The organism is Lysobacter sp. HA35 (assembly GCF_054061195.1).
The window spans coordinates 1,119,856-1,142,784 of record NZ_JBSSDY010000001.1 but is presented as its reverse complement, the minus strand read 5'-3'; the positions used below and the strand labels follow the sequence as shown (position 1 = coordinate 1,142,784).

Annotated in this window: 21 protein-coding genes, 1 tRNA gene and 1 pseudogene; 13 read left to right on the top strand and 10 right to left on the bottom strand. The window is 66.7% G+C overall.

Going from position 1 to position 22,929, the window contains the following annotated elements:
• Positions 1-266: 266 nt before the first annotated feature.
• The 3 genes from ACVWZN_RS05610 (at position 267) to ACVWZN_RS05600 (ending at position 3,013) form a co-directional block, all read left to right on the top strand.
• Positions 267-962 carry an alpha/beta fold hydrolase gene (locus ACVWZN_RS05610; protein ID WP_456952963.1) on the top strand — a complete coding sequence of 232 codons (696 nt, stop codon included), beginning with the start codon at positions 267-269 and terminating at the stop codon, positions 960-962.
• A 36-nt stretch (positions 963-998) separates the two neighbouring features.
• The gene (locus ACVWZN_RS05605; protein WP_456952962.1) at positions 999-1,328 is read left to right on the top strand and encodes a hypothetical protein; all 330 of its coding nucleotides are present in this window, start codon (positions 999-1,001) and stop codon (positions 1,326-1,328) included.
• 65 nt (positions 1,329-1,393) lie between these two features.
• Positions 1,394-3,013, top strand: coding sequence for an FMN-binding glutamate synthase family protein (locus ACVWZN_RS05600; protein WP_456952961.1), 1,620 nt, complete (start codon positions 1,394-1,396; stop codon positions 3,011-3,013).
• A 3-nt stretch (positions 3,014-3,016) separates the two neighbouring features.
• Here ACVWZN_RS05600 and ACVWZN_RS05595 read toward each other — a convergent pair whose 3' ends face one another.
• Entirely contained in the window at positions 3,017-3,379 is a 363-nt protein-coding gene (locus ACVWZN_RS05595; RefSeq protein ID WP_456952960.1) for an ArsC/Spx/MgsR family protein, read from the bottom strand.
• Positions 3,380-3,485: 106 nt separating this feature from the next.
• Here ACVWZN_RS05595 and ku point away from each other — a divergent pair, with 106 nt between their 5' ends.
• Both ku and ligD read left to right on the top strand, forming a co-directional pair.
• Positions 3,486-4,376: a non-homologous end joining protein Ku gene (gene ku, locus ACVWZN_RS05590; RefSeq protein WP_456952959.1), complete on the top strand. Its 891-nt coding sequence runs from the start codon at positions 3,486-3,488 to the stop codon at positions 4,374-4,376.
• Between the two features lie 3 nt (positions 4,377-4,379).
• Positions 4,380-7,100, top strand: coding sequence for a DNA ligase D (ligD, locus tag ACVWZN_RS05585; RefSeq protein WP_456952958.1), 2,721 nt, complete (start codon positions 4,380-4,382; stop codon positions 7,098-7,100).
• 131 nt (positions 7,101-7,231) lie between these two features.
• Here ligD and ACVWZN_RS05580 read toward each other — a convergent pair whose 3' ends face one another.
• Positions 7,232-7,609, bottom strand: a complete 378-nt coding sequence (locus ACVWZN_RS05580) for a hypothetical protein (protein WP_456952957.1) — start codon at positions 7,607-7,609, stop codon at positions 7,232-7,234.
• Between the two features lie 433 nt (positions 7,610-8,042).
• On the opposite strand from ACVWZN_RS05580, the gene ACVWZN_RS05575 reads away from it, so the two are divergent.
• A complete protein-coding gene (locus ACVWZN_RS05575) occupies positions 8,043-9,833 on the top strand; it encodes a BON domain-containing protein (protein ID WP_456952956.1) in 1,791 nt (596 codons plus the stop codon).
• Positions 9,834-9,890: 57 nt separating this feature from the next.
• On the opposite strand, the gene ACVWZN_RS05570 is transcribed toward ACVWZN_RS05575, so the two are convergent.
• The 3 genes from ACVWZN_RS05570 to ACVWZN_RS05560 form a co-directional block, all read right to left on the bottom strand.
• Complete coding sequence (locus ACVWZN_RS05570; RefSeq protein ID WP_456952955.1) at positions 9,891-10,115, bottom strand: hypothetical protein; 225 nt, start codon at positions 10,113-10,115, stop codon at positions 9,891-9,893.
• The gene (locus tag ACVWZN_RS05565) at positions 10,108-11,460 is read right to left on the bottom strand and encodes a sigma-54-dependent transcriptional regulator (protein WP_456952954.1); all 1,353 of its coding nucleotides are present in this window, start codon (positions 11,458-11,460) and stop codon (positions 10,108-10,110) included. The genes ACVWZN_RS05570 and ACVWZN_RS05565 overlap by 8 nt, the downstream gene beginning before the upstream one ends.
• A 281-nt stretch (positions 11,461-11,741) precedes the next feature.
• Positions 11,742-11,816, bottom strand: a tRNA-Val gene (locus ACVWZN_RS05560).
• A gap of 181 nt (positions 11,817-11,997) precedes the next feature.
• Here ACVWZN_RS05560 and fabA point away from each other — a divergent pair.
• Positions 11,998-12,513, top strand: a complete 516-nt coding sequence (gene fabA, locus ACVWZN_RS05555) for a 3-hydroxyacyl-[acyl-carrier-protein] dehydratase FabA (RefSeq protein ID WP_027082119.1) — start codon at positions 11,998-12,000, stop codon at positions 12,511-12,513.
• Complete coding sequence (gene fabB, locus ACVWZN_RS05550; RefSeq protein WP_456952953.1) at positions 12,513-13,727, top strand: beta-ketoacyl-ACP synthase I; 1,215 nt, start codon at positions 12,513-12,515, stop codon at positions 13,725-13,727. Before fabA ends, fabB begins: the two co-directional genes overlap by 1 nt.
• A gap of 8 nt (positions 13,728-13,735) precedes the next feature.
• On the opposite strand, the gene ACVWZN_RS05545 is transcribed toward fabB, so the two are convergent.
• Complete coding sequence (locus tag ACVWZN_RS05545) at positions 13,736-14,674, bottom strand: restriction endonuclease (protein ID WP_456952952.1); 939 nt, start codon at positions 14,672-14,674, stop codon at positions 13,736-13,738.
• Between the two features lie 63 nt (positions 14,675-14,737).
• On the bottom strand, positions 14,738-15,013 hold the full coding sequence (locus ACVWZN_RS05540) for a polyhydroxyalkanoic acid system family protein (protein WP_456952951.1): 276 nt from the start codon (positions 15,011-15,013) through the stop codon (positions 14,738-14,740).
• Between the two features lie 80 nt (positions 15,014-15,093).
• On the opposite strand from ACVWZN_RS05540, the gene ACVWZN_RS05535 reads away from it, so the two are divergent.
• Complete coding sequence (locus tag ACVWZN_RS05535; protein ID WP_456952950.1) at positions 15,094-15,864, top strand: FHA domain-containing protein; 771 nt, start codon at positions 15,094-15,096, stop codon at positions 15,862-15,864.
• Here ACVWZN_RS05535 and ACVWZN_RS05530 read toward each other — a convergent pair.
• Positions 15,833-16,474, bottom strand: a complete 642-nt coding sequence (locus tag ACVWZN_RS05530) for a protein-methionine-sulfoxide reductase heme-binding subunit MsrQ (protein ID WP_456952949.1) — start codon at positions 16,472-16,474, stop codon at positions 15,833-15,835. The two genes, ACVWZN_RS05535 and ACVWZN_RS05530, sit on opposite strands and share 32 nt — an antisense overlap.
• Before the next feature lie 20 nt (positions 16,475-16,494).
• The gene (msrP, locus tag ACVWZN_RS05525) at positions 16,495-17,466 is read right to left on the bottom strand and encodes a protein-methionine-sulfoxide reductase catalytic subunit MsrP (RefSeq protein WP_456952948.1); all 972 of its coding nucleotides are present in this window, start codon (positions 17,464-17,466) and stop codon (positions 16,495-16,497) included.
• Positions 17,467-17,587: 121 nt separating this feature from the next.
• Here msrP and serC point away from each other — a divergent pair, with 121 nt between their 5' ends.
• The 4 genes and pseudogenes from serC to aroA all read left to right on the top strand — a co-directional run bounded on the left by serC (position 17,588) and on the right by aroA (position 22,195).
• A complete protein-coding gene (gene serC, locus ACVWZN_RS05520; protein WP_456952947.1) occupies positions 17,588-18,673 on the top strand; it encodes a 3-phosphoserine/phosphohydroxythreonine transaminase in 1,086 nt (361 codons plus the stop codon).
• A 20-nt stretch (positions 18,674-18,693) separates the two neighbouring features.
• Positions 18,694-19,761: pseudogene (gene pheA / locus ACVWZN_RS05515) on the top strand (prephenate dehydratase); the annotation flags it as partial.
• Complete coding sequence (gene hisC / locus ACVWZN_RS05510; RefSeq protein ID WP_456952946.1) at positions 19,758-20,885, top strand: histidinol-phosphate transaminase; 1,128 nt, start codon at positions 19,758-19,760, stop codon at positions 20,883-20,885. The pseudogene pheA and the gene hisC, both read left to right, overlap by 4 nt.
• Positions 20,882-22,195, top strand: coding sequence for a 3-phosphoshikimate 1-carboxyvinyltransferase (gene aroA / locus ACVWZN_RS05505; protein ID WP_456952945.1), 1,314 nt, complete (start codon positions 20,882-20,884; stop codon positions 22,193-22,195). The genes hisC and aroA overlap by 4 nt, the downstream gene beginning before the upstream one ends.
• On the opposite strand, the gene ACVWZN_RS05500 is transcribed toward aroA, so the two are convergent.
• A complete protein-coding gene (locus ACVWZN_RS05500; protein ID WP_456952944.1) occupies positions 22,179-22,814 on the bottom strand; it encodes a TonB family protein in 636 nt (211 codons plus the stop codon). The two genes, aroA and ACVWZN_RS05500, sit on opposite strands and share 17 nt — an antisense overlap.
• Positions 22,815-22,929: the final 115 nt, after the last annotated feature.

Sequence of the window (22,929 nt, the reverse complement as noted above, 5' to 3'; positions counted from 1 at the left end):
CTCGGCATCGGCCGCTGGCCGGACTTGATCGGGATCAAGTCCGGTGGGTGACGTGTGACGGACGTAGAGCGGACGTGGGTCGGATGAGTCCGCTGAGTCCCTGACGGGTTGGGTCCGAGTTGGAAGTGGACGCGGCGGCGGCGCACCGCCCGTCATGACGCGCCGCGTCATTCCCTTTCGTACAGCAGGCGCCATCGCCGCGCGTCGCTACGGTCGAGTTCGGAGCGGATAACCGGCGCGGTGCCGGCAGCTCCTCGGGAGTGGACATGCGTCTTGCCGGAAGAATGCTCGTCGTTGCGTTCGCGCTTCTCTTCGCCAGCGGCACGCAGGCCGCGTGTCGCGACTCCGTCGTGCTCGTGCACGGCAACACCGGTTCGCCCTCGGACTTCAACGCGACGTACAGCGAACTGATCGCGCGCGGCTATACGTCGTCGCAGATCTTCCGCCCGAGCTGGGGCAGCAAGACCTGCGCGGCCTGCAACGATCACGACGGCAGCGAGGAGACGCCGGTGGTCAATGCGCTGGTCGACGCCGCCGCCGCGTCGTGCACCGGCAAGATCGACGTGATCGGCCATTCGATGGGCGCGACGCTCGCGGCGCGCGAGATCTATCGCAACGGGCTGGCGTCGCGCGTCGATGCATTCATCGGTATCGCGGGCGCATTCCGCGGGCTGTGGTCGTGTGGCACGTATCCGTACAACGTCGCCACTGCGACGTGCGGCTACTACGGGCTGTCGGTGTCCAGCCCGATGCTCAACGGCCTTTACGGCAAGCGCTTCGGTGTGCGCATGTACTCGATCAAGTCATATGCCGATGAGGTCGTGTGCTATGGCGGCATCTGCACGGTCAATGGCGTGCACTCATCGTCGATCTGGAACGAGAACGCGAGCTACACCTACACCTACGGTCACTACGGACTGCTCTGGTACACCGCGGCCAAGCAGGTCGACCTGATCCAGTAAACGCGCCGACGACCCGCGGCCATGCAGGCTGTCGCCATGGTCCAGCCTGCTTCGCCCGTTCCGGTCACGCCGGACGGCCGCTACATCGTTGTGAGGGGACGGCTGTGGCGTCGTCCCGATCCGAACCTGACGGATGACGAGCGCGAACGCCTCACGCATGCGCTGATGGACGCGCGTCGCGACGTGCGGCGTGCGCTCGCCAGTGGGGACGGGGCGGCCGAAAAGCTCGCGCGGCAACAGGTGCATGCGGCGAAAGTGGCGCTGGGTGAGCGTGACGACGTCTGGTGGGACGACGGCAGCCCGGACTTCAATCGCCGCCTTGCGCGAAACACGCCGTACGCCGGCTGGTACTCGTCGCTGGAATAGCCTGGAGCCGGCCAACACGGCCGCCCACCCGCCACCCGGTATGCTCCGCGCAACCAGGAGGCCGCATGCGCTACTCGCTCTACATCGCCGTCATGGCGGCGACGTTGTTCGCCATCGGTTGGTTCGCGGTCGTGCACGAGGGCGTCATCGCCGTCGCCATCCTGCTGCCGCTGGCGGTACTCGGCACGGTCGACATCCTGCAGACGCGCAGCGCGTTGCGTCACAACTATCCGCTGTTGGCGCACTTCCGCTACGGGCTGGAAGCGATCGGTCCGGAGATGCGCCAGTACTTCATCGAGGCCGATACCGCCGAGGTGCCGTTCTCGCGCCAGGAGCGCGCGCTGGCCTACCAGCGATCCAAGTCGGTGCTCGACACGCGCCCGTTCGGCACGCTGCAGGACATCTACGGCACGCAGTACGAATGGATCAACCATTCGCTGCAACCGTCGGAATACATGGAGCACGACTTCCGCATCATCATCGGCGAAGGGCGTGCGCAGCCCTATTCGGCGAGCGTGTTCAACATCTCGGCGATGAGTTTCGGCTCCTTATCCGCTAACGCGATCCGCGCGCTCAACAAAGGCGCGAAGCTCGGCGGCTTCTATCACGACACCGGCGAAGGCTCGATCTCGCCGTATCACCGCGAGTTCGGCGGTGATCTCGTCTGGGAAGTCGCGTCCGGCTACTTCGGTTGCCGCAATGACGACGGCACTTTCAGCGAGGAGAAGTTCTCCGCCGCCGCGGCCGACCCGCAGGTGCGCATGATCGAGGTCAAGCTGTCGCAGGGTGCCAAGCCCGGCCACGGCGGCGTGCTGCCCGGCGCGAAGGTCACGCCGGAGATCGCGGTGACGCGCGGCGTGCCGGTGGGCATCGACTGCGTGTCGCCGGCGCGCCATTCCACGTTCGACTCGCCGAAAGGGTTGCTCGAATTCGTCGACCGCCTGCGCACGTTGTCGGGCGGCAAGCCGTCGGGCTTCAAGCTGGCGATCGGCCACCCCTGGGAGTGGTTCGGCATCGCCAAGGCCATGCACGAGACCGGGCTGGTGCCGGATTTCATCGTCGTCGACGGTGCGGAAGGCGGCACTGGCGCGGCACCGGCGGAGTTCATCGACCACGTCGGCGTGCCGATGCACGAGGCCTTGATCCTCGTGCACAACACGCTGGTCGGCCTGGGCCTGCGCGACCGCATCCGCATTGGTGCAGCCGGTCGCGTCATCAGCGGCTTCGACATCGCGAAGACGATGGCGATGGGCGCCGACTGGTGCAATGCCGCGCGCGGCTACATGTTCGCGATCGGCTGCATCCAGTCGCAGAGCTGCCACACCGACCGTTGCCCGACCGGCGTGGCCACGCAGGACCCGAAGCGCTGGAAAGGGCTGGACGTGGCGGACAAGTCCGTGCGCGTCGCGCACTTCCACGACAACACGCTCAAGGCGCTGCGCGACCTGATCTGCGCGGCGGGTCTGCGTCACCCGGGCGAGTTGGGTCCCGAGCACATTCTTCGACGCATCTCGCCGACCGAAGTGCGTTCGCTCGCGGCGATCTACAACTTCCTCGAGCCCGGCGCGCTGCTGCAGGGCGTGCCGCCGCATGCCGTCTTCCAGCAGTACTGGGAGGACGCGCGCAGCGATTCGTTCGCGCCGCCCTCGCGCGTGGCCGCGCTGCGGACCAGCAAGCTGATCTGACCGTCAGCCTTCGTCGAACAGCTCGAGTACGCGCTCGGGCGGACGGCCGACGACTGCGCGGTCGCCGCGTAGGAGGATCGGCCGTTCGATGAGTTCGGGACGCGCGGCCATCGCCGCGATGAGCGCGTGGTCGCTGCTGCCTTCGTCGAGGCCGGCCGCCGCATAGGCCGCTTCGGTGCTACGCACGAGCGCGCGAACGTCACCGCCGGTCAGGCGGACAATCTCGCGAAGCTGCGCTGCGTCCAGCGGCTGTAGCGTCAGGTCGACGACGTCCGGCTCGATGCCGCGTGCACGCAGCAGTTCCAGCGCGCCCGCGCATTTCGAGCAGCTCGACTTGTTGTGGAACAGCACGGGTCGGTCGGACATTCGCGTTTTCCTTCGATTAACGGCCGACGCCATTATCGCGCGGCCGCTTCACTCGATGCGGACGCCCGCTGCGCGACGTTTCCGTAAACCGCTGGAGACACGTCCCATGGCGAGGCCCATCTGGACCGGCTCGATTTCGTTCGGCCTGCTCAACATTCCCATCCAGTTGATGTCGGGCGAGCGCCGCACCGACATCCACTTCCGCATGCTCGATTCGCGCAACAACGCGCCGATCCGCTACGAGCGCGTCAACGCCGAAACGGGCGAAGAAGTGCCGTGGAAGGAGATCGTCAAGGCGTATGAGTTCTCCAAGGACAACTACGTCATCCTCAAGCCCGAGGATATCGAACGCGCGGCGACCGAGAACCACGAAACGATCGCGATCGAGTCGTTCGTCGATGCCAAGTCCATCTCGATGTCCTACATCGAGAAGCCCTACATCCTCGTGCCGGGTAAGAAGGCGGAGAAGGGCTACGTGCTGCTGCGCGAAGTGCTGAAGAAGAACGGCCGCGTCGGCATCGGGCGCGTGGTGATCCGCACGCGCGAATACCTCTGCATGCTGGTGCCCCAGGGTGATGCGTTGATGCTGATGTTGATGCGCTTCCCGCAGGAGCTGGTCGACGTGTCGGAGTACGAGCTGCCGTCCGGCAGTGCGCGCGCCTGGCACGTCACGCCGCGCGAGATGGAAATGGCCGAGATGCTGATGGAGTCCATGACCGACGAGTTCGCGCCGGCTGATTACAAGGACGAATTCCGCGAGAAGTTGTCGCAGGTCATCAAGGAACGCATCAAGCAGAAGCACACGACCGAGATCGAGGACGACAAGGACGACGACGATGCGGAGACGGCGACCAACGTCGTCGACTTCATGTCGCTGCTGAAGAAGAGCTTGGACAAGAAGGGCAGCTCGGCGACCAAGGCCACCAAGAAGATCTCGCGCGCTGCGACCAAGACACCCGCAAAGCCCAAGAAGCGGGCGACGAAGAAGCGGGCCTGACGCATGGGCCTGCAGGAATACAACCGCAAGCGCGAGTTCTCGCGTACGCCGGAGCCCAAGGGCGATGCGCCGCGGCGTCGTGGTGGCCCGCTGTCGTTCGTCGTGCAACTGCACCACGCACGGGCACGCCACTACGATTTCCGGTTGGAGATCGACGGCGTCCTGCGCAGCTGGGCGGTGCCACGGGGGCCGTCGTTCCGCCCCGGCGAGAAGCGCCTCGCCGTCGAGACCGAAGATCATCCGCTGACCTATTCGTACTTCCAGGGCCTGATCCCCGAAGGCGAATACGGCGCCGGCCATATGGCCATCTTCGACCACGGCACATGGACCCCGGACGGCGACCTGCATGAGGCGCTGCGCAAGGGGCGCATCGATTTCGCGATGGATGGCACGCGGCTCAAAGGCCGCTGGACGTTGATCCGCACGCACCAGAAGGGCAAGCGCGCGCAGTGGATGCTGCTCAAGCGCACCGACGAATACGCCGCCGACATGGAGGCGGACGACCTCATCGGCGAGCTTCCGCCGCCGCCGCCCGATGCGCCCGGCGCGTCCACGCGCGAAGGCCTCGAAATCCGCGCCCGCAAGGGCTTCGACACGGAGCGCGCCATGCCTACGAAGAAGTCGGCGTCGACACGCGGTGCCACGGCGAAGCGCGCCGTCGCGAAGAAGACGGCCGCTCGCAGTGTCGCAGCACCTGCCAAGCGTGCGAGCGCAACGCGCGATCTCGCGGGCATCAAGCGCGTCGCGAAGAAGCTCGCAGACGGCAACAAGTTCCCGCTCGGCGAATTCGTCCAGCCCATGCTGACGGTGTCGTCGGAAAACGCACCCGCCGGCGACGAGTGGTTGCACGAATGGAAGTGGGACGGCTACCGGTTGATTGGGCAGAGCGGCCGCTCGCCTATGTTGTGGTCGCGCAACGGGATTCCGTGGAACGAACGCGCGCCCGAGCTATTGAAACTGCTACGAGAGTTCGGCACGACTGCGGTGTTCGACGGCGAACTTATCGCCGTGGACAAGAACGGTTACAGCGACTTCAACGCGCTGCAGAAGGCGCTGTCCGACAAAGACGCGAACAACATGCGGTACGTGATCTTCGACCTGCTGGCGGTCGACGGACAGGATCTGCGCGACGCACCGCTGATCGAACGCAAGGCGTTGCTTGAGGAACTGTTGAAGGGCGCCGACCCACGACTGTTCTACAGCTCGCACATCGTCGGCCGCGGCCCTGAAGTGTTCGAGGCGGCGCGCGAACGCGGCATGGAAGGCATCATCAGCAAGCGCATCAATTCGACGTATGTCGACGCACGATCGGCCGAGTGGCTGAAGGTCAAGACGTCGGAGACCAAGGACTTCGTCGTCGTGGGTTACACGCCGCCCAAGGGCTCGCGGCAGGGCCTCGGTGCGCTGATGCTCGGCCAGTACCGCGATCGCACGCTGGTGTACGCCGGCCGCGTCGGTTCGGGCATGAACAACGATTTCCTGCTCGACCTGATCAAGCGCCTGAAGGCGCTCGAGATCGCCGAGCCGGTGGTCGAGATCCCGAAACACGTGCCGCTGCCGAAGGGCCGCATCCACTGGGTGAAGCCGAAGACGGTGGTCGAAGTGTTCTTCCGCGGCTGGGGCAAGGAAGGCCTGGTGCGACAGGCATCGTTCCACCGCCTGCGCGACGACAAGCCGGCGACGCCGGAAGCATTGGAGCAGCCCGAGACCATGCCAACGACCAAACCCGCGACGTCGAGGTCGGCCGCTACGGCGAAGAAGACCGCGGCGAAGAAGGTTGCTGCGACGCCCGCGGCCAGGAAGACGGTCGCGAAGAAAGCCGCAGCGCGGAAGACGGCGAAGCGCGCGACGACGAAGATCGATCTCGACAAATCGAACCTGCCGAACCTCAGCAGTCCCGATCGCGAGGTGTATCCCGCGCAGGGCTACACCAAGCAGGACGTGTGGGACTACTACCTCGCCGCGGCGCCGCAGCTGCTCGAGGACATCGGCGGTCGGCTGCTGTCGATCGTGCGCTGCCCGGATGGCATCAAGGGCCAGCACTTTTTCCAGAAGCACGTGAAGCACGGTTTCAGCGACGCGGTGAAGTCCTTCACGATCACCGAAAACGATGGCGACAAGGCCGACTACTTCTACGTCGACAGCGTCGAAGGCCTGATGTCGCTGGTGCAGATGAATGCGATCGAGCTGCATCCATGGGGTTCGCGCATCGATTCGATCGAACAGCCGGATCGAATCGTGTTCGACCTCGATCCCGATCCGTCGATCGAATGGCCGCAGATACGCGCGGCTGCGAAGGAAGTGCGCGATCGCCTTCTTGACGCCGGGCTCGAGTCGTACCCGAAGTTGTCCGGCGGCAAGGGCGTGCATGTGGTCGTGCCGCTGCAGCCGCAGGCGGATTGGGAGGACGCGCGTCGCTTCTGCGAAGCGTTCGCCGATGCGATGGAGCGCCAGTCGCCCGATCGATACGTCGCGACCATGAGCAAGGCCAAGCGCAAGGGCCGCATCTTCATCGACTGGTTGCGCAACGGGCGCGGTGCGACGAGTGTCGCGGCCTGGTCGTTGCGTGCACGCGACGGCGCACCCGTTGCGGTGCCGGTGACATGGGCGGAGTTGTCGCGTGCGAAGAGTCCGGCGCGCTACACGCTGGCCGATGCTGCGAAGCGTGAGCTGCCTGACGAAGCGCGGGATGTGATCGCTCGGGCGAAGCCTTTGCCGGTGTGATCGGAGGCGATGCGATCGCGCTCCGTCACGGGCGCGGTTGCATCGTCGTCTCGAAGCAAACATCGCAATAACGACACCCAATAAAAAACGGCGGCCGAGGGCCGCCGTCGAGGTCGACTGCTGCGTGGCTGTTACGGGGTCGGCGGCGTGGTCGACGAGCTGCCGTTGTTCTGCTGGTTCGCGTCGGTACCTGTCGTGCCGGTGCCCGTACCCGTGCCGGTGCCCGTACCAGCGCCGGTGGTGTCGGTGCCCGTGCCGGTCATGCCGGTGCCGGTTCCAGTGCCCGTACCGGTACCCGTACCGGACATATCGGACGACGTACCCGTCGTACCGGTCGCGGTGCCCGTGGTGTCGGTACCGCTCATGGTGCCGCCGGTGGTGTCGGTCGCCGGCGCGGTGGCCGTCGTATCGGAACCTGCCGCCGTCGTGTTGGCGGACTGGTCGTCAGCGTCCTTGTGGCAAGCCGTCAGCATCAGCATGACGGCGGCGATGGCCAGAGTCTTCTTCATGGTCGTTTCTCGCTCGTGAGGGGGAGGGCCTCGCGGCCCCGTTGAACTCTCGCAAACCGTATGACAGCGCCGCGTCAAACGCGCGTGATCGCGATGTTTTTCGTCGCACGTCGCATGCAAGCGCACGCGCATGATTCAGAACGCGCAGTGCGAGCGAGTGCGGAAAAATATTCCCTCGGTCGAAACATGCGCAGAAACATCGCGTGAAAAAAGACGCGTCTACAGGCTCTGCAATTGGCATGGACCTTGCGCTCTTGGGTGCGTCGCTGTCGGGCGGCGAATTCCACGCGATCGAGATCCGAACACGGAGGACAGCTCAGTGCGTGATCAACAGTTGGGGCGCCAGATACGCGAAGTCGCGAACGATGTGATGCGACTCGGTGCGGAGGCGTTTAGCGCAAGTCGAAACTGGATCAACGAGAGGAAACAGGACATGCAGAACAACGAACACGGTCAACAGTCCAGCGGCCGCCAGGGCAGCCAGCAGGGCTATCAGTCCGAGAACTCGCAGGCGTCGCGCCAGGGCGCGGGCCGCGAGAGCGGGCAGTGGGAACCGGCGTACTCGAACCAGATGAATCAGGGCGAGATGTTCGGGCGCGGCAACCAGTACGGGCAGAGCAATTACGGCACATCGGATTACGGCCAGCAGAGCTCGCAGGGCCAGGGCTCGCAGCAGTTCGGACAGGGCCAGCAGTACGGACAGCAACACGGTTCGATGGGGCAGGGCTACGGCTCGTCGCAGCAGTACGGGCAGGGCGGTTACGGCGGCTCGCAGCAGTCGCAGTACGGACAGGGTTCGCAGGGCTCGCAGGGCTACGGCTCGTCGCAGTACGGCTCACAGGGTTCGTCGCAGCAGCGCCAGTCGCAGGGCTTCGGTGAGCAGCACGGCCGCACGCCGGGCTACGGCGCGTACGGCGGCGAAAGCCAGGGTTCGGGCGGCCGTTCGTATGGACAGGGCTACGGGTCCGGCTCGGGTTCGGAATACGGCTCGCAGGGCAGCTACGCGCAGCAGTACGGTGGGCAGAACAGCAGCTACGGCCAGCAGGGCGGCGGCTTCGGTGGTGGCGATGCCAATCGCGACCGCGACTATCTCGTCGGCGGCTACGGCGCATCGCAGACGGGCGTCCACGGCGGTTACAGCAGCCCGTACATGCAGCACGAGTCGAGCTTCAACAGCTGGCGCGGGCAGGGCGACTACGGTTCAGCGCAGATGTCGGGCCAGGGTTCGTCGCAGCAGTACGGCCAGGGCGGTTCGAGCGGATCGCAGCAGTACGGACAAGGCTCGTCGCAGCAGTACGGGCACAGCGGTTACGGCGGCTCGCAGCAGTCGCAGCACGGCTCGCAGGGTTCGCAGCAGGGCTATGGCTCGTCGCAGCAGTACGGACAGGGTTCGCAGGGCTACGGCCAGCAGGGCAATGGCTTCGGTTCGTCGCAGTACGGCACCGGCCAGTCGCAGTTCTCGGGCAGCCGCGGTTACGGCGACGGTGGTTACTCGAACCGTTCGCAGTCCACGTTCTCGGGCGACAGCCAGTCGCAGTACAACCAGGGCTCGGGCTCGTCGCAGTTCGCGCAGGGCAGCCAGGGCGGCATGTACGGCTACGGCCAGCAGTCGCAGGGCGGACAGCAGCAGTCGCAGCGCGGCCGCGGCCCGAAGAACTACGTGCGTTCGGACGAACGCATCATCGACGACCTCAACGAGCGCCTGTCGAACGCGCACGACATCGATGTGTCGGACGTTGAAGTGCGTTCGGAAGGCGGCAAAGTGGTACTGGAAGGCAACGTCGACCAGCGCTGGATGAAGCACCGCATCGAGGACATCGCCGAGTCGTGCGCCGGCGTGCGTGACATCGACAACCGCATTCGCGTGACGTCGGGCTCCCAGTCGCAGTCGCAGTCGCAGGGTCGTTCGCAGTCGTCCGGCCAGTCCGCCGCGATCCAGGGTGGGCAGAGCAGCTCGCAGTCGTCGCTGTCCGGTAGCTCGGGCTCGTCATCGCTGTCCGGCTCGCAGTCGTCGCAATCCAGCAGCGACCAGTCGAAGTCGGCGAGTGGTCAGTCCGGTAGTGGTTCGTCGGCAAGTGGCTCGCAGTCATCTTCGTCCGAAGGCGACGCCGGTGGTTCGAGCGCGACGGGCGGTTCCGGAGCGGCGGGTTCGTCCGGCTCCACCGCGTCGACGTCGTCAGGTCAGAAGAAGGACGGCGGCGCGTCGCGTTCCTCGCCGCACTGAGTGCGTAATGCATGACGAAAAAGGCCCGCTTTCGCGGGCCTTTTTCTTTGCGTCGGCTCAACCCGGGAACGGCATCTGTTGCAGTAGTTCGATGCAGCGTTGCCCCGATTCCTCGGCGCGCGCCATGTTGAGCATCGCCGCGTGCAGGTCGCCGATCTCGATCATGCGACGCGCCGCGGCGGTCGCCATCGTCAGTGCATTCACTTCGTTCGAGATGTCGTGTCGCCAGCGCACGGCGGGATGGGGCGCTGGCGGTGGATACGGCGGAAACGGCTCAGACATGCGGCATGGCGGTCTCGCCCGACACGGCGAGTCGCGCAAGCTGGTTGTGGATGGTGCGCACGCTGACGCCGAGAATGCGCGCCGCTTCGGTCTTGTCGCCGTCGACCTTCGCCAGCGTCTTGGTGAGCATCTCGCGCTCGACATCCGCATAGCTCATTCCGACGTGGAAGACGATGCTGTTGTCGTCCTGGTGCAGTGGAATCGCGCGACGTCCGAGCGTCGGAATGCGCACCAGCGGGCCATCGCTCAGCAGGTAGGCGCGTTGCACGACGCTGCGAAGCTCGCGGATGTTGCCCGGCCAACCATGGCGCATGAGCATGCGTTCGGCGTCGTGTGCGAGTTGCTTGACCTGGCCGTGTTCGGCGTTGAGCCGCTCGACGAACACATTCGCGAGCAACACCACGTCGTCGCCACGCGCACGCAACGGCGGAAGCGCCATCACGAAGTCGGCGAGGCGGTAATAGAGATCCTCGCGCAGCACGCCCTGCTCGATGCTCTGGATCGGGTCGCGATTGGTCGCCGCGACGATGCGCACGTCGACGGGAATCGTTTCGCTGCCACCAACGCGTGTGATCTCACCGGTTTCGAGCACGCGCAGCAGGTAGACCTGCAACGCGGGCGGCATTTCGGTGATTTCGTCGAGGAACAACGTGCCGCGATTCGCCTGCTCGAAGTAGCCGACGTGGCGCTGCTGCGCACCGGTGAAGCTGCCGCGCTCGTGGCCGAACAGATGGCTCGCGAGAAGATCGGGTGCGATCGCGCCGCAGTTGACCGCGACGAATGCGCCGCGTCGATGGCTGCGCTCGTGCACCGCGCGCGCGACGAGCTCCTTGCCGGTGCCACTCTCGCCGGTGATCAGCACGGACACGCGCGTCTGCGCTACGCGCTCGAGGTCGGCTGCGAGCTGACGGATCGCCTCGCACTCGCCGATGATGCCGTCGGGCCGCGCGCCGGCGATCTGCGCGAGCGCACGCGCCGACGCCTGGCTCAGCAGCGACTCGAACTGCTGCGGGCAAAGTGGCTTGATCAGATAGTCGAGCACCGGCAGCCCAACGGCGCGGCGGGCGGTCTCGAGCGACGTTTCGCCGGTCATCAGCGCGATGCGGCTGTGCTGGCGAGCGTCGAGCTCGGCGAGCAGGTCGAACGCGGTCCCGTCCGGCAGGGTCACGTCGAGCATGGTGAGGTCGCTCATGCCGCGGCCCATGGCGCGGCGCGATTCCTCGAGCGAATGCGCGATGGAGGTCTGGAAGCCATGCGCACGCGCGAAATCGGCGGCAGCGGAAGCGAACGTGGCATCGTCATCGACGATGAGTACGGAGGGCTGCAGCTGCTGCGCGTCGGCCATGACAGGTCCCGTGAATCCAGTCCGCGGGAGGCTAGACGCGAAACGGTTAACGTCACGTGTGAGGCTGCAACGATTTCGCGTTCGTGCAGAAGGTTCTTCGCGGTGTTACGGCTGCTGTAACGCAGCGCTAACGCGGCCAACCGACGAAAGCGCGTTGCAGCAGCGTTACAGCGCGTGCAAGCAGACGACGGCCGCTTCGCGCCGCGCCCGGTTCGCAGCATCCGTGCCAACGCGGACGCCGCAAACGACGAAGCCGCCCGGAGGCGGCTTCGTGATCGATCTGGTGGGCGGTGCAGGGTTCGAACCTGCGACCCTTGCCGTGTGAAGGCAATGCTCTACCGCTGAGCTAACCGCCCGGGGCCGCGCAGTATAAGGGCCGCCCGCGGACTCGCCAAGCCTTCGCGCCGGTTTCACGTTGCCGCGCGGCCGTCGCGTGCAGGCTGCGCGGATCGCGTTCCGCCTCCCACCCTACGGCGGCGCACTGAGAAGATCACGCGCCAGCCGCTAGACTCGCCCGCTTTCCCCCGCGCCATACCGATGACCCGTCCTTCTTCCTTCGATCGCGACCAGCTGCTGGCCTGTGCGCGCGGCGAAATGTTCGGCCCCGGCAACGCCAAGCTGCCCGCGCCACCGATGCTCATGTTCGACCGCATCACCGAAATTTCGGAGACCGGCGGTCGCAACGGCAAGGGCGTGATCCGCGCCGAGCTCGACATCAATCCCGACCTCTGGTTCTTCGGCTGCCATTTCCTCGGCGACCCGGTGATGCCGGGCTGCCTCGGCGTCGACGCCATGTGGCAGCTCGCGGGGTTCTACCTGCCGTGGCTGGGCGAACCCGGCCGTGGTCGCGCACTCGGCGTGGGCGAGGTCAAGTTCAGTGGGCAGGTGCTGCCGGACGCGAAGGTCGTGTCGTACGAGATCGACATCCGACGCGTGATGCGCGGCAAGCTCGCGCTGGTGATCGCCGACGGCCGCACGTATGTCGACGGCCGCGAGATCTACGTCGCGAAGGATCTGCGCGTCGGCCTGTTCGGATCGACGGAGGGCTTCTGATGCATCGCGTCGTCGTTACCGGCATGGGCCTGACGTCGTGCCTCGGGCGCGAGCTCGACACGGTGTCCGAGTCGCTGCGCGAAGGACGCGCCGGCATCCGTTACATCCCCGAATACGAAACGCTCGGCATGCGCGCCCGCGTCGCAGGCGACCCCGCGATCGATCTCGACGCGATCATCGACCGCAAGCTGCGCCGCTTCATGGGCGACGCCGCGGGCCACGCGTACGTCGCATCGATGGACGCGCTCGCGCACGCGGGTCTCGGCCCCGATGCGCTGCGCACGCCGCGTGCGGGTGCGATCGCGGGCTCGGGTGGCGGTTCCGCGCAGTGGCAGATCGAAACCGGCGACCTGCTCAAGGCCAAGGGCGTGCGTCGCATCGGTCCCTACATGGTGCCGCGCACGATGTGCTCGACGGTGTCGGCCGCGCTCGCAACGGGCTTCGGCATCCAGGGCGTGAGCTATTCGATTTCCGCCGCCTGCGCGACGTCCGCGCACTGCATCGGCGTCGCGGCCGACATGATCCGCCACGGCATGCAGGACATCATGCTCGCGGGCGGTGGCGAAGAACTGCACTGGGGCATGACCTCACAATTCGACGCGATGGGTGCGCTGTCGACCTCGTTCAACGACACGCCGGAAAGGGCGTCGCGTCCGTACGACGCCGATCGCGATGGCTTCGTCATTGCGGGCGGCGGCGGCATGTTCGTGCTCGAGTCGCTCGAGCATGCGCAGGCGCGCGGCGCTCCGATCGTTGCCGAGCTGATCGGTTATGGCGTGACGTCGGATGGCGTGGACATGGTCGCGCCGTCGGGCGAGGGCGCGGTGCGCTGCATGCGCATGGCGATGGCGGGCGTCGATCGCCCGATCGATTACCTCAATACGCACGGCACCTCGACGCCGGTCGGCGACATCACCGAGTTGCAGGCCGTGCGCGAAGTGTTCGGCGATGCGATTCCGCCGCTGTCGTCGACGAAGGCGCTGAGCGGTCACTCGCTCGGTGCGGCCAGCGTGCACGAGGCGATCTATTCGCTGCTGATGATGCGCGACGGCTTCATGGCCGCGTCTTTCAACATCGAGAACCTCGACGAGCGCGCCGCGGGCTATCCGATCCTGCGTGAAACCCGATCGGCGCAGCTGCGCACGGTGATGTCGAACAGCTTCGGCTTCGGCGGCACCAACGCGTGCCTGGTGTTCTCGCGCTTCGAAGGCTGATGGCGTAGTCAGTAGACCGCGCACTGCATGAAACGCACCGGTCGGGCGCTGCCCGCCGGGCTCTGGATCTGCAGTCGCGACGAGCGCAGAAGCTCGTGGCGCTTCATGACGCCGCAGATCACGTCGTCCGTTGCAACGGACGGATCGTTGAGGAAGACCTGCAGCGTCGAGCGCGTCGACCACAGTGTCTTGTCGACGCCGGGTAGCTTCCGGATCTCGTCGACGATGGCTTCGCGTTCCTCGTCCTCGGTCATCGGCGCAACAGGCGTCGGGACGGTGCTGAGCGCCGCGTGCGGCGCGGTGCGAGCAGTCGTCGTTGCGATGGAAGGGACCGACGACTCTTCGTCGTCACCGACCACGCGGCTCAGGCCGAAACCCAGCGCGAAACCGACGACGACAGAGATCGCGAGCGCGGTGCCCGTCGAGCGCAACGCACGTGCACGGGCACGCGACGCCACCTCGCTATGCACGCTGCCCGGAAGCAACGGGCCGACGAGCCTCCACAGCTCCGTACCGTCGACGAGTTCGATGTTCGGTGCGACGAGGCGTGCGTCCGGCTCGACGCGACCCGGCGTCACGATCACGCCACCCGCGGCATTGACGTTGCGCACCGAACGCGCGAATTCCTCGGCGGCGGCGCGCGTCACGACATGGTTGACGCCCTGTCGGCAGATCAGGATCCAGGGGCGGCCATCGCGATAGATGTGCACTTCGCCCTGCGAGCCGCGTGCGGCCTGCTGTTCGGTGGTCTCGCGCTCGAAGCCCGAGCCGCCCAGCGCATCGACCACCAGGTTCGACAGCTCGCGCCAGCGCATGCCCGACAGGATCGCCAGCCCTTCGGCGGCGTCGAAGCGGGCCAGCCCGACCTTCCAGATCCAGCCGATCCAGCCCGCCGCGACGATCAGGGCGAGCACGACTCCGGTGATCAGGGCAATGGCTGCAGACATGGGCGAGGGTGCGGTTCCGGGGCTGCGACTATAACCGTCGGGCTACACGCCCGGCAGCGGAAATCAGCGGAAGCGTTCAGCGAGCACGCGCCGGATTTCGTCTTCGATCGTGCCTTTCATCGCACCCAGCAGGAAGCCCAGCTCGGCGGTGACGCGTACTGCGCCGGGCTCGAGGTGCACGCGGCCGTCCACGCCGCTGCGCTTGAACATCAGCGAATCGCCCTGCCAGCTCTGGGCGACGCCGAAGCGCTGCGCGAGCGTGTCGGCGATGTGCTGCACGGCCTGGCGCGCCTGCGCGGGATCGAGGCTGTGCGTATGGCGGATATCGATGGTGGGCATGCGGCCTCCGGTGCGTGCGGTGGCAGGCATTGTGGCGCAGGGGCCGGCAACGCCGCGTCGGCATGCTAGATTCCGGCCGCGTGACAGCCCTCCGACTTCGACAGACCGATCCCGGCCGCGACCTGCTCGATCTCGAGCCGGGCGTGCATCCGATCGTGTCGTCGATGCTCGACGGACGGCATGCGGGCGACACCGAACCCGTCGCGCATATCTACGTCGATTCGCGCGGCGTCTGGCTGCAGGTACGCGACGGCGTGCGCGGCGTCTACGTCAACGGTCGACCGATCCGTCGCATGGCGATGCTGCGTGCGGGTGATTCGATCTTCCTCGCCGGCGTCGAATGCGTACTCGTCGGACGACGCCCGGAGTCCGCCGACGTCGCAGCATCGGCGCGCACGGAAGGGCGTGCGGTTCTGCGCGCGATCGCCGGTCGACATCACGGGCGCTGCTTTCCGCTGGATCGCGACTGCGTGCTCGGACGCGCGGCGGATAGCGATATCCCGGTCGACGACGAAGCCGTCGGCCCGCGTGAACTCACCTTGCGGGCCACCGCAAAGGGCGTGCGTGCAACGACGTCAACGACCGCCGCGCCCGTCTGGGTCAATGGTCATTCGCTGTCGAGCGCGCTGTTGCTGCCGGGCGATCAGCTCGTGATCGCGGGGCAGCATCGCTTCGTCGTCGAAGCCGCGCGTCCGCCGGATGTCGAGCCGGAACGCGAGCGTCGCCCGAGCGGTCGCGCACCCGCGCCGCCGCAATTGCGACGTGCCGCGCGACGCATGCCGTGGTTGATCGTCGCGGCCGTGCTTCTCGCCGGCGCGCTCAGCCTGTTGCTGCTGTACGGCGCGGGCTAGCCGGTTTCAGGCGCTTCCACAGGCGCCAGCCCAGCAGCACCGCGGCGATGCCCGCATACAGCGCCGGCTCGCGGATGTCGGACTTCACGAGCCACCAGAAATGCAGCACTGCGAGAATCGCGATCACATAGATCGCGCGATGCAGCTGCCCCCAGCGTCGACCTAGCGAACGCATCGCGCGCTGGAACGACGTCGCGGCAAGCGGCACCAGAAGCAGCCACGCCGCGAAGCCGACGGTGATGAAAGGCTTCTTCGCGATCGCGGCACCGATCTGCGATGCGTCGAGCCGCAGGTCGAGAATCATCCACGCCGCGAAGTGCAGCGTCGCGTAGAAGAACGTGTACAGCCCCAGCATGCGGCGGAAGCGCAGCAGCACGGCCTTGCCGGTGAGCTGGCGAAGCGGCGTCACCGCGAGCGTGATCATCAGGAAGCGGATCGCCCACAGGCCGAGGAAGTGCTCGATCGCCGCGACCGGGTCCGCGCCCAACGCGCCGGTGCCGAGCTGCACCTCGTTGCGGATCTGCCACGCCAGCCACGCCGCAGGCAGCAGCGCGAGCACATGCACGACCGCCTTCGCGATGACGACGCCCGGTTCAGTGCGTCGACGCACCGGGCGCGCGACCGCCGCGCTCAGAACCACTTCCTCAGGTCGAGGCCCGCGTACATCGATCCCACCTGTTCGGCGTAGCCGTTGAACAGTTTGGTTGGGATGCGGTCGGCGAACAGCTTGCTGCCGGTGCCCGCGATGCGGCGTTCCGTCTTCTGACTCCAGCGCGGATGGTCGACCGCCGGATTGACGTTGGAGAAGAAGCCGTATTCGTCGGACGCCTGATCGTTCCAGCTCGTAAACGGCATGTGCTCGACGAACGTGATCGCAACGATCGACTTGATCGACTTGAAGCCGTATTTCCACGGCAGTACGAGCCGCAGCGGCGCGCCGTTCTGCTGCAGCAGCGGCTTGCCATAGATGCCGGTGGCGAGCAGCGCCAGCGGGTTCATGGCTTCGTCGATGCGCAGGCCTTCGCGATACGGCCAGTCGAGCGCAGGGTAGGAGAGGCCCGGCATCTGCTTCGCATCGGCCAGCGTCGTGAACGCGACGAACTTCGCCTTCGATGTCGGCTCGAAGCGCTTCAGCACGCTGCCCAGCGGCACGCCCAGCCACGGGATCACCATTGACCAGCCTTCGACGCAGCGATGCCGGTAGACGCGTTCCTCGGGTTTCAGGCCCTTGAGCAGGTCATCGATGCCGATGCGTCCCGGCTTCGCGCACTGGCCGCCGACCGCGACGGTCCACGGGCGCGTGCGCAGCGTGCGGGGTGCATTCGCGGGATCGGCCTTTCCGGTGCCGAACTCGTAGAAGTTGTTGTAGGTCGTGACGTCCTGGTACGTCGTGCGCGTTTCATTCGTGGTGAAGCCGGCACGCATGCGCGCGGGGTCGATCTTCGCCGCGGCGGGTGCGGCTGGTGGGGCGGCCTTCGCACAGCCGGACAACGTGAGCGCACCCGATGCGGCCAGCGCGGCGACGACGCGGCGTCGGTCGCGGTAGACAGCTTCGTCGGTGATGTCGCGAGCGGGGATCCGCAGGGCGTCGTGCAGGGACATGGGGCGTCTCCCGGGTTCGATAACCGATTAGACGAGCGTCATGATGAAAAAGATGCAGGGGCGGCCGCCCGCCGTGCTGCGCTGCGGCATACTCGGCCTTCACCCCGATCGCAGGTGCCCCATGTCGCGCGTCTTCAACTTCAGTGCCGGTCCCGCCACCCTCCCGGAAGCCGTGCTCGAACAGGCGCGCGACGAGTTGCTGGACTGGCGTGGCGTAGGCGCGTCCATCGTCGAGCTCAGCCATCGCGGTTCCGAGTTCATGGGCGTGGCGGCGGAGGCCGAGGCGGACCTGCGGCAGCTGATGTCGATCTCCGACGACTACGCGATCCTGTTCCTGGCCGGCGGCGCGACCACCGCGCAGGCGCTGGTGCCGCTCAACATCGCGACGCCGGGACAGCGTGCCGACTACGTCGTGAGCGGCCATTGGGGCAAGACCGCGATCAAGCAGGCCAAGCCGTATGTCGATGCGCAGGTCGCTGCGACCAGCGAAGCCGGCGATTTCCGCGACATCCCGCCGCGGGGCGAGTGGCAGCTGTCGCCCGATGCGGCCTACGTGCACATCACCGCGAACGAGACCATCCACGGCGTCGAGTTCCGCGACGTTCCGGATGTCGGCAGGGTGCCGCTGGTGGCGGACTTCAGCTCGAACATCGCGTCCGAGCCGCTCGACGTTTCGAAGTTCGGCGTGATCTACGCGGGTGCGCAGAAGAACCTCGGCCCCGTGGGCGTTACCGTCGTGATCATCCGCCGCGACCTGCTTGACCGCGCCGGCCAGCCGCGTGCCGATATCTTCGACTACCGCTCGCACGTCAAGGGCGAGTCGATGCTCAACACGCCGCCGACATGGAACTGGTATCTCGCGGGGCTGGTGTTCAAGTGGATGCTCAACGAGGGCGGCGTCGAGGAATTCGCGCGTCGCAATGCGCGCAAGTCGAAGGCGCTGTATGACGCGATCGACGGCTCCGGCGGCTTCTATCGAAACGAAGTGGCGGCCGACGCGCGTTCGCGCATGAACGTGCCGTTCTTCCTGCACGACGAAGCGCTCGACAAGCCGTTCCTCGCTGAATCGGTGAAAGCCGGGCTGATCGGTCTGAAAGGCCATCGCGCGCTGGGCGGCATGCGTGCGTCGATCTACAACGCGATGCCGGAAACCGGCGTCGCTGCGCTGGTCGAGTTCATGGACGACTTCAGGAGGCGACACGGATGAGCGCGGGATCACCGGAAGAACTGGCGCGACTGCGCGAACGCATCGACGGAATCGACCGTGACATCCAGTCGCTGATCAGCGAGCGTGCGCAGTTCGCCGCGCAAGTGGGTCGCGCGAAAGGCGAGCTCGCGCGTGCAGTCGACTACTACCGTCCCGAACGCGAGTCGCAGGTGCTGCGCCGCGTCGTCGACCGCAATAAAGGCCCGCTCGATAACGCGGTGCTCGTGCGCGTGTTCCGCGAAATCATGTCGGCCTGCCTCGCGCAGCAGGAGCCGTTGAAAGTCGGGTACCTCGGCCCGGAAGGTACGCACTCGCAGCAGGCGGCGCTGAAACACTTCGGGCATTCCGTACGTGCGCTGCCGCTCGGCAGCATCGAGGAAGTGTTCCAGGAGGTCGCGGCTGGCAATGCTGACTTCGGTGTTGTGCCCGTCGAGAACTCCACGCAGGGCACGATCCAGTCGACGCTGGACATGTTCCTGTCGTCCGACGTGCGCATCTGCGGTGAAGTCGAACTGCGCGTGCATCAGCACCTGCTGTCGCGCACCGGGCGTATCGAGGACATCGAGCGCGTCTACTCGCATCCGCAGTCGTTCGCGCAGTGCCGCGCGTGGCTGCGTTCGCACCTGCCGGGCGTGGAAATGATTCCGGCGTCGAGCAATGCGGATGCCGCGCGTCGCGCGCGCAACGCGGACGACGCAGCGGCGATCGCAGGGATCAGCGCGGCGTCGGTGTATGGCCTGAAGGTGGTGCAGGGGCCGATCGAGGACCGCGCCGACAACACCACGCGCTTCCTCGTACTCGGACGCGAGCTGTTCACACCGTCGGGCAACGACCGCACGTCGCTTCTGGTCTTCATCAAGGATCAGCCGGGTGCGCTCTACAGCGTGCTTGAACCGTTCGCGCGCAACGGGCTGAGCATGACGCGCATCGAATCGCGTCCCGGTCATGCGCAGCCGTGGCAGTACGCGTTCTTCATCGATATCGACGGGCACGTCGACCAGCCCGCGATGACCCAGGCGCTGTCGGGCCTTGGCGAGTTCGCGCAGGAGGTTCGCGTACTCGGTTCGTACCCGGTGGCGATCGGATGACGCCGGCGTACAACGAAGCCTGGTTCGCGTCGCGCAGCACCGCGGGCATCCAGAGCTTGAAGGCGTACGACCCGGGGCACGACGTGGTGGGCATGCGTGCGCGCACGACATGGCTTGTGGAATTGGGATCGAACGAGAATCCTTACGGACCGTCGCCGCTTGCCCGTGCAGCGGTGCTCGATGCGTTGCATCTGATGCATCGCTATCCCGATCCGCGTGGCGCGTCGTTGAAGGCGGCGCTTGCAGAGCTGCACGGCGTTGACGCATCGCGCATCCTGCTGGGCAACGGCTCGCACGAATTGCTGATGCAGTTCGCACAAGTATTCGCTGGCGCGGCCGATGACGTCGTCTACCCGCAATACGGCTTCGCGGTGTTCGCGCTGGCGACGCGCGCATCCGTTGCGAATGCACGCGTCGCACCCGCGCTGGCGGACGATGCTGCGATGCCGCTCGGCCATGATGTCGACGCACTGCTCGGCGCGATCACGCCTTCGACGAAGCTGCTCTACATCGCGAACCCCAACAATCCGACAGGAACTTGGCTCGACCGCGCGACGCTTGCGCGCTTTCTCGACGCCGTACCGCCGCATGTCATCGTCGTCGTCGACGAGGCGTACGCGGAAATGGCCGACACACCGGACTACGCGAGCGCGCTGTCGATCGCGAAGGACCGCCGCAATGTCGTCGTCACGCGTACCTTCAGCAAGGCGTATGCGCTTGCGGGGCTTCGATGTGGCTACGCGATTGCAGCGGAAGGCCTCGTGGCCGTGATGGAACGCGTGCGCGAGAGCTTCAACGTCAATTCGCTTGCCCTGGCGGCGTGCGAGGCGGCGTTGGGCGACCGCGAGCATCTCGAGTGGTCGCGTAGTCGCAATTCGGGCGAGCGAGCTTTGCTTTCCGCTGCATTGCAGGCGCGTGGCATTCGCGTGCTTCCGTCGCAGACCAACTTCGTCCTCGTGCACCTCGGCGAGCGCACCGCAGCTGTGGAAGCTGCGCTTCTCGAACGTGGCGTGGTTCTGCGACCAATGCGTGGCTACGGCCTGCCGGCATACAGCCGCATCACCGTCGGCACCACCGACGAGAACCGTCGCCTGCTGCAAGCGCTGGACGAGGTGCTGTCGTGAGTCTCGATTGGCTCGCATCGTCTGGCGCGCCGCTACGCGGCCGCATACGCGTGCCGGGCGACAAATCGATTTCGCATCGCGCGGTAATGTTCGCTGCGATCGCCGACGGCACGAGTCGCATCACCGGCTTCCTCGAAGGCGAGGACACGCGTGCGACGGCGCGCGTGTTCGCACAGCTCGGCGTGCAGATCGAATCGCCGGCGCCGAGCGAGCGCATCGTGCACGGTGTCGGGCTGCATGGCTTGCGCGGGACGAACGCACTGCTGGACTGCGGCAACGCAGGCACCGGCATGCGCCTGCTCGCCGGGTTGCTCGCCGGGCAGCAGTTCGACAGCGTGCTGGTCGGGGACGAGTCGCTGTCGAAGCGACCGATGCGTCGAGTCACGGATCCGTTGTCGCAGATGGGTGCGCGCATCGACACGGCTGACGGCCTGCCGCCGCTGCGCATCCATGGCGGCTCTGCGCTTCGCGGGATCGACTACGCGTCGCCGGTTGCCAGTGCGCAGGTGAAGTCGGCCGTGCTGCTCGCCGGCCTGTACGCCGATGGGCAAACGCGCGTTGTCGAACCGCACCCGACCCGCGACTACACCGAGCGCATGCTCCGCGCATTCGGCGCCGACATCGAATTCGCGCCGGGCGAAGCCACGCTCACTGGCCGCCAGACGCTGCGGGCGATCGACGTCGACGTGCCTGCGGATTTCTCGTCGGCAGCATTCTTTCTCGTTGCCGCGACCATCGTCCCGGGCTCCGACCTGCTGATCGAAGCCGTCGGCATGAACCCGCGACGCACGGGGCTTCTCGAGGCTCTGCGGCTCATGGGCGCCGACATCACTGTCGAATCACCCCGCGAGCAGGGCGGTGAACCGGTCGCCGACCTGCGCGTGCGTTCGGCAACGCTGCACGGCATCGACGTCCCGACTGCTCTCGTGCCGGACATGATCGACGAGTTCCCCGCACTATTCGCAGCCGCCGCATGCGCCGAAGGCCGCACGACTGTGACCGGCGCGGCCGAACTGCGCGTCAAGGAGTCCGACCGCCTCGCCGCGATGTCTGCGGGTCTGCGCACACTGGGAATCGCTGTCGACGAGCGACCCGACGGCGCGAACATCGAGGGCGGAAAGCCGCACGGCGGCGACGTCGACAGCCTCGGCGATCACCGCATCGCGATGAGCCTGGCGGTACTCGCACAGCGCGCAAGCGGCGAGGTTCGGATCCGCGACGTCGCCAACGTCGCGACGTCGTTTCCCGGCTTCGTCGAACTGGCCGGCAATGCCGGCCTGCGGATCGAACCGGTCAGTCCGACAGCTTGAAGTCGATCGGCACTACGACGTCGCCCACGGTCGGGTGGCCGTCGCCGATCGCCGGCTCGAAGCGCCAGCGGCGAACGCCCTGCAGCGCGGCGCGATCCAGTTCGCGTGAGCCGCTCGACTGCGCGAGTTCCGTCGCGGTCGGCACGCCGTCCGGGCCGATGTGCACCAGCACCAGCACCGTGCCGGTTTCGCCGTCGCGTAGTGCGCGCATCGGGTAATCCGGTGCGGGCGTCTGGCCGGGGATCGGGCGCGCCTTGCGGTCGGCGACCGCGGCGGGGCGTGGTTCGGGCGCGGGTCGCTCGATCGGCGCAGGTGCCGGGACCGGTCGCGCGACCGGCGCTTCGGAGGCCACCGGCGGCGGAGGCGGCTCCAGCGACCCGATGCCCGATCCACTGTCGCCCGCCTGCGGTGCCGGCAGCGGCGTGTAGTCCGGTTCGGCGGTGGACGGCGGCACCTCGCCTGCGCGATAGAAATCCGTTCGGTTCGAATGCCGGATCGCCAGTGCGAACAGGATCAAACCGGCGACGAACGCCAGCGCGATCCACAGCGCGAGCTTGCGGTTGAAGCGGAAGGGCGGACGTCCAGGGCGTTCACCAGACGGCGCGGGGGAAGTCGCCATGCGTGTCGTATCCATCGTGGGCATGCTGGCACAGGGCCGTTAACGCGCCGGGAAGAAGCGCACCGGCCGCGCGGTGCGGTGATAATGCCGTCTTTCCACGCTCGACGAACGCTCC

Coding starts and splice junctions, on each gene's coding strand:
- ACVWZN_RS05500 (WP_456952944.1), bottom strand. CDS start 22,814: ATGGCGACTTCCCCCGCGCCGTCTGGTGAACGCCCTGGACGTCCGCCC.
- ligD (WP_456952958.1), top strand. CDS start 4,380: ATGGGCCTGCAGGAATACAACCGCAAGCGCGAGTTCTCGCGTACGCCG.
- ACVWZN_RS05610 (WP_456952963.1), top strand. CDS start 267: ATGCGTCTTGCCGGAAGAATGCTCGTCGTTGCGTTCGCGCTTCTCTTC.
- msrP (WP_456952948.1), bottom strand. CDS start 17,466: ATGTCCCTGCACGACGCCCTGCGGATCCCCGCTCGCGACATCACCGAC.
- ACVWZN_RS05595 (WP_456952960.1), bottom strand. CDS start 3,379: ATGTCCGACCGACCCGTGCTGTTCCACAACAAGTCGAGCTGCTCGAAA.
- ACVWZN_RS05575 (WP_456952956.1), top strand. CDS start 8,043: ATGCAGAACAACGAACACGGTCAACAGTCCAGCGGCCGCCAGGGCAGC.
- ACVWZN_RS05545 (WP_456952952.1), bottom strand. CDS start 14,674: ATGTCTGCAGCCATTGCCCTGATCACCGGAGTCGTGCTCGCCCTGATC.
- fabA (WP_027082119.1), top strand. CDS start 11,998: ATGACCCGTCCTTCTTCCTTCGATCGCGACCAGCTGCTGGCCTGTGCG.
- fabB (WP_456952953.1), top strand. CDS start 12,513: ATGCATCGCGTCGTCGTTACCGGCATGGGCCTGACGTCGTGCCTCGGG.
- ACVWZN_RS05600 (WP_456952961.1), top strand. CDS start 1,394: ATGCGCTACTCGCTCTACATCGCCGTCATGGCGGCGACGTTGTTCGCC.
- ACVWZN_RS05570 (WP_456952955.1), bottom strand. CDS start 10,115: ATGTCTGAGCCGTTTCCGCCGTATCCACCGCCAGCGCCCCATCCCGCC.
- ACVWZN_RS05540 (WP_456952951.1), bottom strand. CDS start 15,013: ATGCCCACCATCGATATCCGCCATACGCACAGCCTCGATCCCGCGCAG.
- hisC (WP_456952946.1), top strand. CDS start 19,758: ATGACGCCGGCGTACAACGAAGCCTGGTTCGCGTCGCGCAGCACCGCG.
- serC (WP_456952947.1), top strand. CDS start 17,588: ATGTCGCGCGTCTTCAACTTCAGTGCCGGTCCCGCCACCCTCCCGGAA.
- ACVWZN_RS05565 (WP_456952954.1), bottom strand. CDS start 11,460: ATGGCCGACGCGCAGCAGCTGCAGCCCTCCGTACTCATCGTCGATGAC.
- ku (WP_456952959.1), top strand. CDS start 3,486: ATGGCGAGGCCCATCTGGACCGGCTCGATTTCGTTCGGCCTGCTCAAC.
- ACVWZN_RS05605 (WP_456952962.1), top strand. CDS start 999: ATGGTCCAGCCTGCTTCGCCCGTTCCGGTCACGCCGGACGGCCGCTAC.
- ACVWZN_RS05580 (WP_456952957.1), bottom strand. CDS start 7,609: ATGAAGAAGACTCTGGCCATCGCCGCCGTCATGCTGATGCTGACGGCT.